Origin of the sequence: Microcystis flos-aquae FACHB-1344, from assembly GCF_014698375.1 — a bacterium.
In the GTDB taxonomy this organism is placed as follows: domain Bacteria; phylum Cyanobacteriota; class Cyanobacteriia; order Cyanobacteriales; family Microcystaceae; genus Microcystis; species Microcystis aeruginosa.
The window spans coordinates 19,333-32,564 of the sequence record NZ_JACJSW010000180.1; the positions used below are offsets into that span (position 1 = coordinate 19,333).

The window sequence follows — 13,232 nt, forward strand, 5'->3', positions numbered from 1 at the left end:
GCTAGAGATTGATTCTAGATTGAGTAACAAAGTGAAATATTTTTTCTTAACGGCAGGTTGGACAATAGGACGGGTGTGGGAATTTGGCGGTTTGTGGGATCACGCGAGTAGTTGGCGACGACCACCGCAGATAGAGCGATTAAATATCGGTATTTTAGAGGGAGAACAGGTTTTATGGCTTTATAGGGTGGAAGAAGCCGTGATTATGGTAGAAGTTGCCCCCAAGAGTGCAGAAATTGCCGATACTGTCCCCACCATCGGGCAAGTGGTGCTAAAACGCTTGATTAGTGCCGAACAAGTCCTCGAAATCCTGCAAAATGCCGAAGAACTGCTGAGGAAGTAATCAGTTATCAGTTATCAGTTATCAGTTATCAGTCATAATTCCCCATCTCCCCACAGCCCACACCCCACAGCCCACACCCCACACCCCACTTCCTTATTTGGACTATTCTGGCCGAAGACCGATCGCAAAGACTTGAAATCTGTTCTAACAATAGTTACACTTCTTTAGAATAGATACACTTTTCAAGGGATAATGTAGGTCGGCTAACTCTTGCACTTAACAGTCGAGATTGTTGGGCTTATATTTTCACCCTGAATATAAAAAGCGTCTAAGTGGACACTAAATTGTCAATAGGAGGAGCGTAGTCAATGGGACTACCTTGGTATCGAGTACACACAGTCGTTCTCAACGACCCGGGCCGTTTAATTTCCGTTCACCTGATGCACACCGCACTGGTAGCGGGTTGGGCTGGCTCCATGGCCCTCTATGAGCTGGCTATTTTCGACCCCAGTGACCCCGTATTAAACCCGATGTGGCGGCAAGGAATGTTCGTGCTGCCCTTCATGGCCCGTTTAGGTGTCACTGGTTCATGGGGTGGCTGGAGCGTCACCGGCGAAACTGGTGTTGACCCCGGTTTCTGGTCTTTTGAAGGCGTTGCCGCCGCTCATATCGTCTTATCCGGTCTGCTATTCCTAGCGGCGGTTTGGCACTGGGTTTTCTGGGATTTAGAATTATTCATCGATCCCCGCACGGGCGAATCTGCGCTCGATTTGCCGAAAATGTTCGGTATTCACCTGTTCTTATCCGGTTTACTTTGCTTCGGTTTCGGTGCTTTCCATCAAACAGGCCTTTGGGGTCCCGGGATGTGGGTTTCCGATGCCTACGGTTTAACCGGTCATGTGCAGCCCGTAGCTCCCGAATGGGGACCGGCTGGTTTTAACCCCTTTAACCCCGGGGGTGTGGTAGCTCACCACATTGCTGCGGGTATCGTCGGGATTATCGCCGGTTTATTCCATTTAACCGTTCGTCCCCCCGAAAGACTCTATAAAGCCCTGAGAATGGGTAATATCGAAACGGTGCTTTCTAGCAGTATCGCCGCCGTTTTCTTTGCCGCTTTCGTCGTGGCCGGAACCATGTGGTACGGTAATGCTACCACCCCGATCGAACTCTTTGGCCCGACCCGTTACCAATGGGATAAGGGCTATTTCCAAGAAGAAATTGAGCGTCGCGTCGAGGCCAGCATCGCCAACGGAGCCACCATCGCCGAAGCTTACCAAGCAATCCCTGAAAAACTGGCTTTCTATGATTATGTCGGTAATAGCCCCGCTAAAGGTGGTTTATTCCGTACTGGTGCCATGGATAGCGGTGACGGTATCGCTAAATCTTGGTTAGGACACCCCGTGTTCAAAGATGGCGAAGGTCGCGTCCTCAGCGTGCGTCGGATGCCTAACTTCTTTGAAACCTTCCCCGTTGTCCTGACCGACTCGGAAGGTATCGTTCGCGCGGATATTCCTTTCCGTCGTGCGGAATCGAAACTGAGTATCGAACAAAGTGGTGTCACCGTTTCTTTCTACGGTGGCGCTCTCGATGGTCAGGTCTTCAGCGATCCTGCTGATGTGAAGAAATTTGCCCGTAAAGCGCAACTCGGTGAAGCTTTCGAGTTTGACACCGAAACCCTGAAGTCTGACGGGGTATTCCGCACTTCTCCGAGAGGTTGGTTTACTTTCGGTCATGCTGTCTTTGCTTTACTATTCTTCTTCGGTCACATCTGGCACGGTTCTCGTACTATCTACCGCGACGTATTCGCCGGGGTAGATCCCGATCTGGAAGAACAAGTGGAATTCGGTTTATTCCAAAAATTGGGTGATCTTAGCACTCGTAAACAAGAAGTTTAGTTTTAGCTAAATCATCCATATAACTAAAGGAGTCAAGTCTTTGACTCCTTTTTTTAATTAGGGCTGGCTGAATAATGGTAAAACCCTTTTAAAATAAGGCTTTTGACCTGTTAAAATCCGATGTTAGTGCTGCGAATATAGGATTAAGACCTTCAAAAACCTGGCATTATCCTTCTTGTAGTACATAAACTGGTACGAAAAGAGAGGGCAAGAAAGCCTGAAACGACCGGCTACTGACGACCGACGACCGACGACCGACTCCTAACCCCACCAACAAACTTTTTGCCGCAAACCCTATTTATTCCCCTTTTTGCATGAGTGCATGAGTAGAAAACGGGTTTCTCCGAGAAACCCGTTTTCTGTGCGTTACTCAACGGATTTAGTATTAGTATAAAGTTCGATCGAGCTTTACTTTTAACCGAATACTGAAAAAACCGCTAGTTAGGGTTTGCTGAATAAATGTGAAATATAGACTAGGTAAGGGTCTTAGGGTCTTTTTTCGCTCCCACAGGTGCAAGATTTTGAGAGAATCATGTTTCAAAACCTTACATCTTCATCGGCCCGCGTCCTGTAGGGGCGAAGCATTCGGGCATAACCTATCGCTGAAACCGTAGATTTCCTATGCGAATGCTTCGCCCCTACTTTTTCAGCAAGGCCTAGTTATAGAAATAACTAGGCCTTGCTGGGGAAAATTACCCGTAATGGAATTACATAGAGGAACCTAAACCAGCGTAAGCTCCGTAGAAGAAAAGACCAACCACGGCGATAACGCCTAGACCGGCGATGGTGGCGACTAACCACAAAGGAATACGACCTTCTGCGAACATGAATAACACCTCCTAATTGCGATGACAATGAATCGGGACTAATTAGTTAAAGAAATAGCTGGAAAATAAAATTCCCAAGACAGCAACTAGGAGTAAACCTAGGTAAAGAGAAGTACGATTTAACTCGACAGCTTGCCGATTCGGATTAGGTGTTCTTTCCATAATTGTTCTCCTAGCGTTGAATAAACTGCATTGCCGCAATTGCACCGATAAAGAAGACAGTGGGAACCGCTAAGGTATGAACTGCCAACCAGCGAACGGTGAAAATGGGGTAAGAAATGGGTTGATTGGGATTACCACTAGCCATTGTTTTTATCCTTAATTAAAGTAAACTACTGATTAAACTGCTCGATTTGATTTTTGGCCTCAAAGCGATCATTAATGATCGGTAATTCTTGACGCTCTTGAGTGTAATACTCATCGGGACGGGGAGTGCCAAAAACATCGTAAGCTAAACCGGTACTCACGAATAACCAACCTGCGATAAACAGCATGGGGATGGTGATGCTATGGATAATCCAGTAACGAATACTGGTAACGATATCGCCAAAAGGACGTTCGCCGGTACTACCTGACATGGACGGTTCTCCTCGGAATGATAGGACTTGAAAAATTCAATCTCTATAATAGAGACTTTCTTGACCCTGAGACAAGTTTTAGGCCGATTCGCTAGGGGGATTATATTTCAGTAAAACCCCATTTTGTCCCAAGACAAAACCCTTGTCGGAATTGATAAAAACAATTCGATAGAGATTGGAGGGGACACTTTCCACCGCGCGATCTTTTTGCCAAGATTGGCCGCTGTCATGACTGACCAAGAGATTGCCGCTACCACCAGCGACCCAAATTTCTTCGGGGCTGCGGTAGTTGAGGTCCAAAAGTCCCCAACTGGTGGAAAACTCTGGGAATACCTTATCTTCCCATGTATCGAGATCATTGGGGCTAGTAAATTGTAGTTGACCACCCCGGGCCAGGGCCCACAGTTCTCCTTTTTCACCATAACCGACTTTTTGTAAACGGCGGGAGGAAAGACGATTGTGGGGTTGCCATTCTGTTGACCCCGGTTCCCAAGTGGAATAAAAGTTACCGCGTGCGGAAACGGCCACGTATTTACCATCATGGGAACGAACAATTGTCCGGGCCACACCCACAGCACCTTCCACTAAAGCTTGCCAAGTTTTGCCCCCGTCTTTGGTGCGGTAGATAGCGCCTAAATCCGTGACCATTTCGGCGGTTTTGTCGTTCAGGGCGATAATTCCGTAGGGGGAACCGGGTAATTTTTCACTTAAGGGGATACGGGACCAGCTGCTGCCCCCGTCTTCGCTATGGAGAAGAATTGAGGGTTTACCGACAATCCAACCCTCTTGGTCGTGGAAACTGACGGCGCTAAAGCTAACTTTTTCTTCGCCAAGGTTGAGGACTTTTTGCTGCCAGCTGTCCCCCCCATCGGTGGTTTCAAAGAGGGTAGATTTGGTTCCCACTAACCAACCGTGCTGCAGGTCGTCGGTAAAGGCGATATCGGCAAAAGTGGAGTCAGTGTCGAGGGTGAGGATTTGCCAAGGACTACTGCTCAGGGATGGCACACTACTACAGCTAAAGCAGAAAAAGGCTACAGCTAGAACTATTACGAATTGTTTCAGTTTTCTCATCAATGGTTCAGAGGTATTGGTCAAGGAATCGGGACGGATTAGGGTTTGTACCCGATGGGTTACAGGCTCATAAGAGCCGTTGGATTAAAGATAATGAGTGCTTGAGTTAGTTTAAACCATATAAACTAATAAAGAAAACAAATCCTAGCGCTAAAGCCCCGAAAATCAAAATATTTTTTTGTGCGGGAGTCAGACGGTTAACTCCAAAACCATAGCTAAGATTTTCTTGGAATCCCGAAGGAGCATCTTTGGCTCCGATGTTGATAAATTGGGAACGACGCACACCACACACGGGACAGCGCCACGTTTCTGGCAATTCCTCGAAGGGGGTTCCAGCGGGAGTGTTGGTTTTACTATCTCCCTTGCTGGGGTCGTAAACGTAGCCGCAGGAGCGACATTCGTGGTTGGCAGGGGCCTGGTCGGCTAGGGTTAGTTCTGGTGGGCGATCGCTCATAACTAAGATTAAAGGAATTTTCAACACTCTGTTACAAATTATCCTTGAAAATTGACCCCTCTCACGGCCAACCCCTGACAGAATACCAAGTTTTCAAGTCTTAAAAGGATTAGCGAGGCAGCATATCGGCTTTAAAAAAAGTAAGATTAATCTATTAGGGCTTAAATGTCTATTAAAACTTTATTAAGTTGATATTTGGGCTATTTACCCTGATTTTGGTAGTCAAATTTATTCCGAGAAATTGAGAAATTTTAGGCAGGGAAGAAATTAGGGGTCTGATAGCAAATCCTGTTTAAAAGGTGGAGGAGATTGGGGAGCGCCAGAGCAGGGAGCAGGGAGCAGGGGGAAACAATCCATAACTGGGTTTTTAAAGTTGGATTGGGAGTTAATCATGCTATTAAAAGCGGATTTGGTATCATATTGAATAAATTTAATCACTTTTAGCGATCGCTTTTATATTTTGGCATAAATGGGCTGCTCCCTCCCTGTTCCCCAAAACGAAAACTTCGCACCTCACTATTAAGATAACTGCTATCAACCTTATATTATAGGTATATAATCAACCTTAACTATACCTTAAAAAGAGAGTAAAAATTGTGTTCAACCAGCTTGATTGGAATCCTGCCTACTCAATTGAAACCTTAGAACCAAATACGGTATTTTTTCTATCTGAGCGAGAATCAATCTGTTTCCAAGAGCCGCTTTATTATCGTTTGGTAAGATTAATTGATGGTCAACGTAATCTTGATGAAATTATTGATATTCTTCAGTTAGAATTTTTACAAAATCAGGAAATCAATCCCAATAATGCTAATTCCTTCGCAGTTATTGTTAATTATAGCTTGGCAATTCAAAAAGCGATTTTTCAGTTATATAAACGAGGGTTTTTGTTAGAAAAAAAAGAATTATTACCGTCTAATTTAGCAATTTTATGCCATCATCTTCAGGTTTCTCAATCCCAAGCTTTTGAACGATTACAATCTCTGAAGGTTACAGTTAAAAGCCTAGGCGCAATTCCCCAGCAAGATTTGATCAATATTTTAAATTCCTTGCAAGTTCAAGTCGCAGATGAAGGAGACTTAACCATTATTTTAACCGATAATTATCTTCATCCTGATTTAGAGAGTATTAATCAACAAGCTTTAGCCTCACAAAAACCGTGGTTATTAGTTAATCCCCTGGGAAATCTAGCCTGGATTGGTCCCTTATTTGATCCCGATAAAACTGGTTGTTGGCATTGTTTGGCTCAACGGTTACGAGATAATCGTCCCGTGGAGGAATTTATTATTAGACAGAGAGAAAATAAGATTTCTTTAATTTCTCCTTTAGGGTTTTCTTCAGCGACAATACAGACGGTTTTAAATCTGACGGCTATGGAGGTTTTTAAGTGGATTATTCAAGGTAAAAATCAACGTTTAGAAGGAATGCTAATGACTTATGATACTTTAAATTTACAATTTCAAGAGCATATTTTAGTTAAACGTCCGAACTGTCCTAGTTGTGGATATTCTCTAAATAAAACACCTTTACCCGTGGTTTTGGGACATCGTAAAAAGGCTTTTACCAGTGATGGGGGACATCGTTTTTGTTCTCCTGAAGAAACCTTAAGAACCTATCAACATCTTATCAGTCCCATTACGGGAATTGTGCGAGAATTAAATAAGATACAAGGGAATGCTTTAGTTCATACTTATGTAGCTAAACATCATTTTCGCAGTGTCTTTGATGATTTAGACAGTTTACGGCAAAATATTGGAGGTAGAAGTGCGGGAAAAGGCCGTACAGATAGTCAAGCAAAAGCAAGTGGATTTTGTGAAGCTATTGAGCGCTATTCGGGAGTTTTTCAAGGGAATGAAATCAGAGAAAAAGCGAGTTATCAAGAGTTAGGAGATAAAGCTATTCATCCTAACAAATGTATGAATTTTAGTGAAAAACAATATCAACATCGAAAAGAATGGAATGCGAAGAATCAAGGATGGTTTCAAAAAGTCCCTGAACCTTTTGATGAAACTAGAATCATTGATTGGACTCCTGTATGGTCTTTAACTGCTCAAGATTTTAAGTATTTACCGACGGGATATTGTTATTATGGTTATTCTCAATCTGAACCCTTAGATTGTTGGGCTGATTCTAATGGCTGCGCCGCAGGAAATACGATAGAAGAAGCGATTTTACAAGGGTTTATGGAGTTAGTGGAACGAGATTGTGTGGCCTTATGGTGGTATAATCAATTAGTTAAACCTTCCGTTAATTTAGAGAGCTTTAATGAGCCATATTTTGAGCAATTAAAGCAATATTATGAGGGGTTAAATCGGGAGCTATGGGTGTTAGATATTACCAGTGATTTGAATATCCCTTGTTTTGCGGCTATTAGTCCGAGAAAGGAGCGGGAAGTGGAGGACATTTTGTTAGGGTATGGGGCGCATTTTGACCCGAAAATTGCTATTAGTCGAGCGTTAACGGAGGTTAATCAAATCTTACCGAATGTGTTATCTTTTAAGGAAGATGGGACAACGATTTATACTCCCTCTGCTGATCCTTTGGCGGTTAAATGGTGGCAAACGGCAAGGTTAAGCAATCAATCTTATTTAGTTCCCGATAGTAAAATAATACCCAAAAAAAGTAATGATTATTTACAATTAGCCAGTGATGATTTATTAGCAGATGTTAAATTGTGTCAGCGAATTGTTGAGTCAAAGGGGATGGAAATGTTAGTATTAGACCAAACTCGTCCTGATATTGGTTTAAGAGTAGCTAAAGTCATTGTCCCCGGAATGCGTCATATGTGGAAGCGTTTAGGGACAGGAAGATTGTATGATGTTCCTGTTAGCATGGGATGGTTAAAAGAAGCTTTAACGGAAGATGAATTAAATCCTTTTCCCATGTGGATGTAACGCTTTTAAATAGGGGAGCTTATCACTGATCAGTAAAAGGTGCGTCACCGAAGTAACACACCTTAAATAGTGTTGGGTTCCGTACCTCAATCTAGCCGATAAGAGAGGCGATCGCACTTAGAAAGTGTACTTGATTTCAATAACACTCATGACACCTTCAACAATGGTTTGCCACTGTCCAGTAAATTCTGCACCATAAGATGCTGCAATTTGCGGACCTAATTTTTGTGCTTCATCGTTGCTCCAGAGAGGTCCAGCTAAAACATTAGTTTTAAATTCATGAGTTCCAGTATTTTCCACCTGTAGTTCTACTTCTACTACACTCATTGCACTTTCAACTACGGTTGTCCACTGACCAGTAAAGTTTCCTTGATGAGCAGCTGCAATTCTCGGACCTACTTGTTGTGCTTCAGCGTTACTCCAGAGGGGGCCAGCAGGGATATTAACTTTGTAACTTGCCATAATAGATAATGTCCTTTGAGACTTTTGTTGATTTTGTATCCTCAAGACGATATCAAAAATCCTTTTCTGAATTTTTTGAGTTAGCCATAATGCCTTAAGCAAAATGTCTTGTCTTTTGGGTTAAAAGTGATTGGTTCAATCACCTTTGATACCAGAATAAGTTTTATTTTTGGTAATGGCAATCTATAAAATTAATACTTTTCTAATATGTTTTTTTGAGCAGAATATTAACTTTTTATGAGATTTATATTAGATTTATATTAGATTCAAAGGGTCACTTTATGGTATAATGGCGTAATCTCTTAAGTAGAACAAATGAATTAATCAATCAAATTATAGAGATTGAGTCAAAAGGGATGGAAATGTTAGTAGTATTAGACCAAACTCGTCCTGATATTGGTTTAAGAGTAGCTAAAGTCATTGTCCCCGGAATGCGTCATATGTGGAAGCGTTTAGGGACAGGAAGATTGTATGATGTTCCTGTTAGCATGGGATGGTTAAAAGAAGCTTTGACGGAAGATGAATTGAATCCTTTTCCCATGTGGATGTAACCCTTGTTCATGGTCAATTGTTGATGATTTTAAGTTACTTGGTGAAGATTTCGAGTTTAACTTTCATTCCCGTTTTATCTAAAAGACTGAGTAATTTATCAACAGTAAAACGGCTAATTTCTCCATTCATTAAATCACTAATTTTCGGTTGTGTTTCCTCGAAAAAAGTGGCGGCTTCTTGCTGTGTCCATCTTTTTTCTTGGATAAAAGACCGCAAGGTTAACATCAAATCGGCTCTAATTTTTAAGTTAGTTGCTTCTTCACTGTTAAATCCTAAATCTTCAAAGATGTTATCGCTACCAAAAGTGATCTCAATAGGGTTAGATTGTGTCATGGTTATCCCTCCTGTAATTGTTGTCTAAATTGAATCATTTGTTGATAACGTTTTTGTCCCAATTCAATTTCTTTTTTCGAGGTTTTCTGTGTTTTTTTTACCGAAAGCATGAAGGACATAAATCGCTTCTTTAAACCTTGCCACATAAAAGATTCTGTAGGTTTCTCCTGTCCAAATTCTAATTTCTTCTGTTCCTTGACCAATAATGGGAATGGGTTTAAAATCATTGGGTTTCTCTCCTTGTTGAATAGCTCTCAGTTGAAAACCTGCTTTACGCTTTGCGTCTTCAGGAAAATCTCTAATATCTTCCCTTGACGTCCCAATCCAGTAAATGGGTTTATCTCCCATGTTGGGGTTAATGATTAAGGTTGATACCTAATTTAGTATAACAGGATCATCAGTTTGTCAATTGTTCGTTAGTTAACAAGCAAGATGATGATCATTTTAGTTTAACTGAATCTAAGTAAAGTGTATCAGGGCAAATATCTCGTTCATGAGGCCATAAGCAAAGTTATTCTGGACTTAAACGTACCTGTAGGGGCAAACCCCCTGTGGTTGACCCCGTGTTGCCCCTGTAGCGCACTAAGCAATACAAGCGCGTAAATCATTAAGAGTAATCATCAACGTCATCGGTTCAAGAGGAGACACATCAAAACCTAAAGCCAAATAAAAATTCTTAGCTTCTTCTGAAATAGCATGAACAATAATTCCCCGAATACCAATGGTATCAGCCGCTTTAACAACCCGTAGTGCACCATCACGAAATAAACCGCATCCTAAACCTTGACCTTGGTAAGAAGTATCTACTGCCAATCGTGCCAAAATTACCACTGGAATTGGGTTAGGCATATTCCGCCGAAATTTACCATTAGCTGATTGTATACTAATCGCCCCGGAAGCAAGGGCGTAATACCCAACTACCCTATTGTCAACGCAGGTAACAAAAGTTCTAGTTGCACCACTGGCTTGATTAGCATAAGCTCGACGCTTCAACCAATCATCAAGAGAAGTAATTCCGCAGGAAAAATCAGTGATTGAGTGATAACTAGCCAGAGGTTCAGGTGGTGTCAAATTCATTCCTTCTCCCAAGGTGCGAGCGTCTGCATGGTTTTGCGTAAACGTTCATTAGGTTGAGGTGGTGCATCTAGAAGTGCGATAAATTCTGCATAAGCCTCTGGACTAGCCCAAAAAATAGTACGTTCGAGCAAAGTTTCCTCCGCAGCATTCCGCGCGGCTTCCAAAATAAAATCAGTTCTATTCTTACCTTGCACTTTGGCTGCCATATCGATCAAATTGCGTTCTTCTGGCTTAATTCGCAAATTTAGGGTATTACGCGGAGTCTTACTTTTTGTTTTACTACTCATAAGATGGGTGTGTAATTCCAAACTTAATTATTTTAACATAATGTAGTGACAACGACATTACACTATGTACGATACGATACCCAGATTTTTCAGAGAGATGAGCATCATTTGATGAAAGTCTAGGCTTCAAACCTTTCCATTATAACTGATAGGTAAAAGCTGCATCACCGCAGTAACACACCTTAAATAGTCTTGGGTTTCGTTGTTTCAAACTAATCGAGAAGAAGGGGCGTGCTGCTATGCAGTGCCGTAGGCATCGCACTATTATTGAGGAATTAATTTAATTAAACTTCTTAAGGTCGCATTAACGGATTCCGAATTAGGAAAATATTTTTTAACATCAGGATCAAGAATAATTACATCATTTTGCGCTGGAAAATGTTCAACCGTTTTTGTTCCATCTTCATGATGAATAGTAACGCTATGACCTTCCCGATACTGTTGGTAATATTTTCCGCGAACAGGATTTTTAAGTTGACTTAAATCATATTCTTCTCGCAAGTCATCTTCTAATTCATCTTGGATTTTCTCGTTCATAATATCTCCTTTCTTTGGGTGTAACTAATCTTGCACTAATTAAACGAATTTTATGATCACGATCCGTATAAGAAACAAATAGAAATTTACCTTGATCTGATAAACCTATTATAAGATAGCGATTCTCTCCTGTAGAATGGTCAGGATCATCGAAATTTACAGCTAAGGGATCATCAAATACGGTGGATGCTTCTTCAAAAGAAATGTTATGTTTTCTTTGATTTATTTTTGCTTTCTGTTTATCCCATTCAAATGCTAGTTCCAAATCATTGCCACTTTGCCAACTGAAATATCCCGCATTGTAGCATATCCTGATGGCGGAATAACAATTTTTCCAGTGCGATCGCGTCTTGCCAAAGTTTGACCAATAGAGAGATATATAAGCGATCGCACTGATAGATAAAAGGTATGTCACCGCAGTAACACACCTTAAATAGTGTTGGGTTTTGTTGTTTCAACCTAATCTAGAAGAAGGGGCGATCGCACTTAAATAAAACTCCCTGTTGATGAATCATATTGAAGTTGCTTAATAGGATTATCTTGAAATGTAACTTCTGTAAATTTTTCAGGTAGCTTTGAAATAACAGTTCCAGAGCTTAGAGGAGTTTGTAACCAAACATAGACAATATTAGATGGAGCAAAAGTTATAGGATAAGTAGAGGGAACAACTGAGGCATTTAGTGGAGACTGTGGAATATTTTGACCATTAATAGATGCTTTTTGCTGTAACCCAAAAGTTAAGGCTGGATACTGAGTATTTGGCATATTGTTATTAACTTTATAAGCTCCAGAAGGAGGAGAGTTAGAATCAGTAAAGGGTCCGTCAAATAACCCATTGGATGTGAATGAATAATAACTAGCATCAATAGCAGGATAATCAGTCTGACTAATTTTTGAGATAACAGTTCCTTTGGTTAATTCAAACTGAGATGAGCAATAAATTGAATACTCTTCATTCCAGGTAATATTATTATATGGAAATGGCTCAAAAACTAGCCAAATCAAGGAGGCAGTAAAACTTGATATTGCCATAGATTCTCCAACATTAATCTCAAAATTAACGAGTTTTGCTAACGTAATTCTTAACGTTGCCGCTTTAATAATTTTTAGATCATCAGAATTAATTGAGAGCGTTAAAGAAAAATCGACCATTAGTTAAAGAAAAATCGACCATTAACTTTTCGCTTTTTAGAAATCGTAGATAACAGGATAGTGATCTGACACAATAAAATTGTCAAGTACCGTACCAATAACTCCTGGTCCCGGATTTTTAAAAGCATAGTCTAAGTTTGTTCCGCTACCAGGATGAGTAGGAACTGGATTATGAGGACAATAAGCTGTTCCAGGAGGAACAATTTTAGGAGAGCCACTTCCAGGCAGACCCCATTGGGTTGGGTCACAATTATAATCTCCAGCCGCAAACCAAGAGCCACCTGTAAGATTTATATTAGCAAGTAGTCCAGGTCCATCATTGCCATTACCTGAAAAGGCGTGAAGACTAAAAATGTCTGCGTTTCCTGCTGGACCATACAAAAGGCGCATCCCAATGGCTGGTCTACCCCCCAGTGGATTGGGAATATAGATTAAATTCAAAGGGGGCAATACAGAGGCAACAGCTACATTATTTCGATGTCCTGTAGCATCTGTTTCAATCCAGATAATATAGACATTAAAAGGTCGGCTAGAAGTGCCAAGATTCCACAAAAGATAAGCTCCGTTCAAACCGACTGGGGGCGCAAAACCGGGCAACCAACCTGGTGCTGCTGCTGGTACAGCCGATGGTGGAGGATTGCCAGACTCTTGTAAGCAAGCTACGTTAACTCCTGCTTGCAGAAAGAGTCGTTTAACATCTGCATTCCATTTACTTTCACCGCCTCCCGTTGCTCCTTGCATATTCCAAGTGACGACACGCATAATTACTCCTAATTTACAGTTCAAAATGATTGATAGTCTATGGTCTTAGCTTTTAGATTCGGCTTCTT

The 13,232-nt window shown here is 41.4% G+C and carries 19 protein-coding genes; 4 read left to right on the forward strand and 15 right to left on the reverse strand.

Going from position 1 to position 13,232, the window contains the following annotated elements:
* The first annotated feature begins 31 nt into the window (after positions 1-31).
* Together H6G48_RS17410 and psbB are read left to right on the forward strand one after the other, a co-directional pair.
* Entirely contained in the window at positions 32-343 is a 312-nt protein-coding gene (locus tag H6G48_RS17410) for a hypothetical protein (protein ID WP_190722666.1), read from the forward strand.
* A gap of 308 nt (positions 344-651) precedes the next feature.
* Positions 652-2,178 carry a photosystem II chlorophyll-binding protein CP47 gene (gene psbB, locus H6G48_RS17415; protein WP_149986009.1) on the forward strand — a complete coding sequence of 509 codons (1,527 nt, stop codon included), beginning with the start codon at positions 652-654 and terminating at the stop codon, positions 2,176-2,178.
* A gap of 707 nt (positions 2,179-2,885) precedes the next feature.
* Here psbB and H6G48_RS17420 read toward each other — a convergent pair.
* From H6G48_RS17420 to H6G48_RS17445, 6 genes are all read right to left on the reverse strand, one after another.
* Positions 2,886-3,005 (reverse strand): photosystem II reaction center protein J, encoded by a 120-nt coding sequence (locus H6G48_RS17420; RefSeq protein ID WP_043995402.1) that lies wholly within the window; start codon positions 3,003-3,005, stop codon positions 2,886-2,888.
* 42 nt (positions 3,006-3,047) lie between these two features.
* Positions 3,048-3,167: a photosystem II reaction center protein PsbL gene (gene psbL / locus H6G48_RS17425; RefSeq protein WP_002735805.1), complete on the reverse strand. Its 120-nt coding sequence runs from the start codon at positions 3,165-3,167 to the stop codon at positions 3,048-3,050.
* A gap of 10 nt (positions 3,168-3,177) precedes the next feature.
* The gene (psbF, locus tag H6G48_RS17430) at positions 3,178-3,312 is read right to left on the reverse strand and encodes a cytochrome b559 subunit beta (protein ID WP_002736175.1); all 135 of its coding nucleotides are present in this window, start codon (positions 3,310-3,312) and stop codon (positions 3,178-3,180) included.
* Positions 3,313-3,337: 25 nt separating this feature from the next.
* A complete protein-coding gene (gene psbE, locus H6G48_RS17435; protein WP_002749269.1) occupies positions 3,338-3,583 on the reverse strand; it encodes a cytochrome b559 subunit alpha in 246 nt (81 codons plus the stop codon).
* A gap of 78 nt (positions 3,584-3,661) precedes the next feature.
* Positions 3,662-4,654, reverse strand: a complete 993-nt coding sequence (locus tag H6G48_RS17440; RefSeq protein ID WP_061431901.1) for a photosynthesis system II assembly factor Ycf48 — start codon at positions 4,652-4,654, stop codon at positions 3,662-3,664.
* 106 nt (positions 4,655-4,760) lie between these two features.
* On the reverse strand, positions 4,761-5,108 hold the full coding sequence (locus H6G48_RS17445) for a rubredoxin (protein ID WP_002736293.1): 348 nt from the start codon (positions 5,106-5,108) through the stop codon (positions 4,761-4,763).
* A 596-nt stretch (positions 5,109-5,704) separates the two neighbouring features.
* On the opposite strand from H6G48_RS17445, the gene H6G48_RS17450 reads away from it, so the two are divergent.
* Complete coding sequence (locus H6G48_RS17450; RefSeq protein ID WP_190722667.1) at positions 5,705-8,002, forward strand: TOMM precursor leader peptide-binding protein; 2,298 nt, start codon at positions 5,705-5,707, stop codon at positions 8,000-8,002.
* 117 nt (positions 8,003-8,119) lie between these two features.
* Here H6G48_RS17450 and H6G48_RS17455 read toward each other — a convergent pair whose 3' ends face one another.
* A complete protein-coding gene (locus H6G48_RS17455; RefSeq protein WP_242034682.1) occupies positions 8,120-8,566 on the reverse strand; it encodes a mannan-binding lectin in 447 nt (148 codons plus the stop codon).
* Between the two features lie 221 nt (positions 8,567-8,787).
* Here H6G48_RS17455 and H6G48_RS17460 point away from each other — a divergent pair, with 221 nt between their 5' ends.
* A complete protein-coding gene (locus tag H6G48_RS17460; protein WP_373276104.1) occupies positions 8,788-9,015 on the forward strand; it encodes a YcaO-like family protein in 228 nt (75 codons plus the stop codon).
* 34 nt (positions 9,016-9,049) lie between these two features.
* Here the strand turns inward: H6G48_RS17460 and H6G48_RS17465 are convergent, their stop codons facing one another.
* From H6G48_RS17465 to H6G48_RS17500, 8 genes are all read right to left on the reverse strand, one after another.
* Positions 9,050-9,349, reverse strand: a complete 300-nt coding sequence (locus H6G48_RS17465) for a helix-turn-helix domain-containing protein (RefSeq protein ID WP_012266232.1) — start codon at positions 9,347-9,349, stop codon at positions 9,050-9,052.
* A 63-nt stretch (positions 9,350-9,412) separates the two neighbouring features.
* Entirely contained in the window at positions 9,413-9,697 is a 285-nt protein-coding gene (locus H6G48_RS17470) for a type II toxin-antitoxin system RelE/ParE family toxin (protein ID WP_242034683.1), read from the reverse strand.
* A gap of 234 nt (positions 9,698-9,931) precedes the next feature.
* Positions 9,932-10,426: a GNAT family N-acetyltransferase gene (locus tag H6G48_RS17475; RefSeq protein WP_002738857.1), complete on the reverse strand. Its 495-nt coding sequence runs from the start codon at positions 10,424-10,426 to the stop codon at positions 9,932-9,934.
* Entirely contained in the window at positions 10,423-10,713 is a 291-nt protein-coding gene (locus H6G48_RS17480; protein WP_002778803.1) for a type II toxin-antitoxin system TacA family antitoxin, read from the reverse strand. Before H6G48_RS17480 ends, H6G48_RS17475 begins: the two co-directional genes overlap by 4 nt.
* Positions 10,714-10,977: 264 nt before the next feature.
* Positions 10,978-11,250, reverse strand: coding sequence for a hypothetical protein (locus tag H6G48_RS17485; protein ID WP_002799473.1), 273 nt, complete (start codon positions 11,248-11,250; stop codon positions 10,978-10,980).
* Complete coding sequence (locus H6G48_RS17490) at positions 11,228-11,515, reverse strand: BrnT family toxin (RefSeq protein WP_072924714.1); 288 nt, start codon at positions 11,513-11,515, stop codon at positions 11,228-11,230. The genes H6G48_RS17485 and H6G48_RS17490 overlap by 23 nt, the downstream gene beginning before the upstream one ends.
* A gap of 221 nt (positions 11,516-11,736) precedes the next feature.
* Positions 11,737-12,402 carry a hypothetical protein gene (locus H6G48_RS17495; RefSeq protein ID WP_004267886.1) on the reverse strand — a complete coding sequence of 222 codons (666 nt, stop codon included), beginning with the start codon at positions 12,400-12,402 and terminating at the stop codon, positions 11,737-11,739.
* 36 nt (positions 12,403-12,438) lie between these two features.
* Positions 12,439-13,164 (reverse strand): endonuclease/exonuclease/phosphatase family protein, encoded by a 726-nt coding sequence (locus H6G48_RS17500; RefSeq protein WP_149986003.1) that lies wholly within the window; start codon positions 13,162-13,164, stop codon positions 12,439-12,441.
* Positions 13,165-13,232 lie beyond the last annotated feature (68 nt).

Bases quoted from the DNA above. Each gene is read 5' to 3' on its own strand.
- psbB (WP_149986009.1), top strand. From the start codon at position 652: ATGGGACTACCTTGGTATCGAGTACACACAGTCGTTCTCAACGACCCG.
- H6G48_RS17420 (WP_043995402.1), bottom strand. From the start codon at position 3,005: ATGTTCGCAGAAGGTCGTATTCCTTTGTGGTTAGTCGCCACCATCGCC.
- psbL (WP_002735805.1), bottom strand. From the start codon at position 3,167: ATGGAAAGAACACCTAATCCGAATCGGCAAGCTGTCGAGTTAAATCGT.
- psbF (WP_002736175.1), bottom strand. From the start codon at position 3,312: ATGGCTAGTGGTAATCCCAATCAACCCATTTCTTACCCCATTTTCACC.
- psbE (WP_002749269.1), bottom strand. From the start codon at position 3,583: ATGTCAGGTAGTACCGGCGAACGTCCTTTTGGCGATATCGTTACCAGT.
- H6G48_RS17440 (WP_061431901.1), bottom strand. From the start codon at position 4,654: ATGAGAAAACTGAAACAATTCGTAATAGTTCTAGCTGTAGCCTTTTTC.
- H6G48_RS17445 (WP_002736293.1), bottom strand. From the start codon at position 5,108: ATGAGCGATCGCCCACCAGAACTAACCCTAGCCGACCAGGCCCCTGCC.
- H6G48_RS17465 (WP_012266232.1), bottom strand. From the start codon at position 9,349: ATGACACAATCTAACCCTATTGAGATCACTTTTGGTAGCGATAACATC.
- H6G48_RS17470 (WP_242034683.1), bottom strand. From the start codon at position 9,697: ATGGGAGATAAACCCATTTACTGGATTGGGACGTCAAGGGAAGATATT.
- H6G48_RS17475 (WP_002738857.1), bottom strand. From the start codon at position 10,426: ATGAATTTGACACCACCTGAACCTCTGGCTAGTTATCACTCAATCACT.
- H6G48_RS17480 (WP_002778803.1), bottom strand. From the start codon at position 10,713: ATGAGTAGTAAAACAAAAAGTAAGACTCCGCGTAATACCCTAAATTTG.
- H6G48_RS17485 (WP_002799473.1), bottom strand. From the start codon at position 11,250: ATGAACGAGAAAATCCAAGATGAATTAGAAGATGACTTGCGAGAAGAA.
- H6G48_RS17495 (WP_004267886.1), bottom strand. From the start codon at position 12,402: ATGGTCGATTTTTCTTTAACGCTCTCAATTAATTCTGATGATCTAAAA.
- H6G48_RS17500 (WP_149986003.1), bottom strand. From the start codon at position 13,164: ATGCGTGTCGTCACTTGGAATATGCAAGGAGCAACGGGAGGCGGTGAA.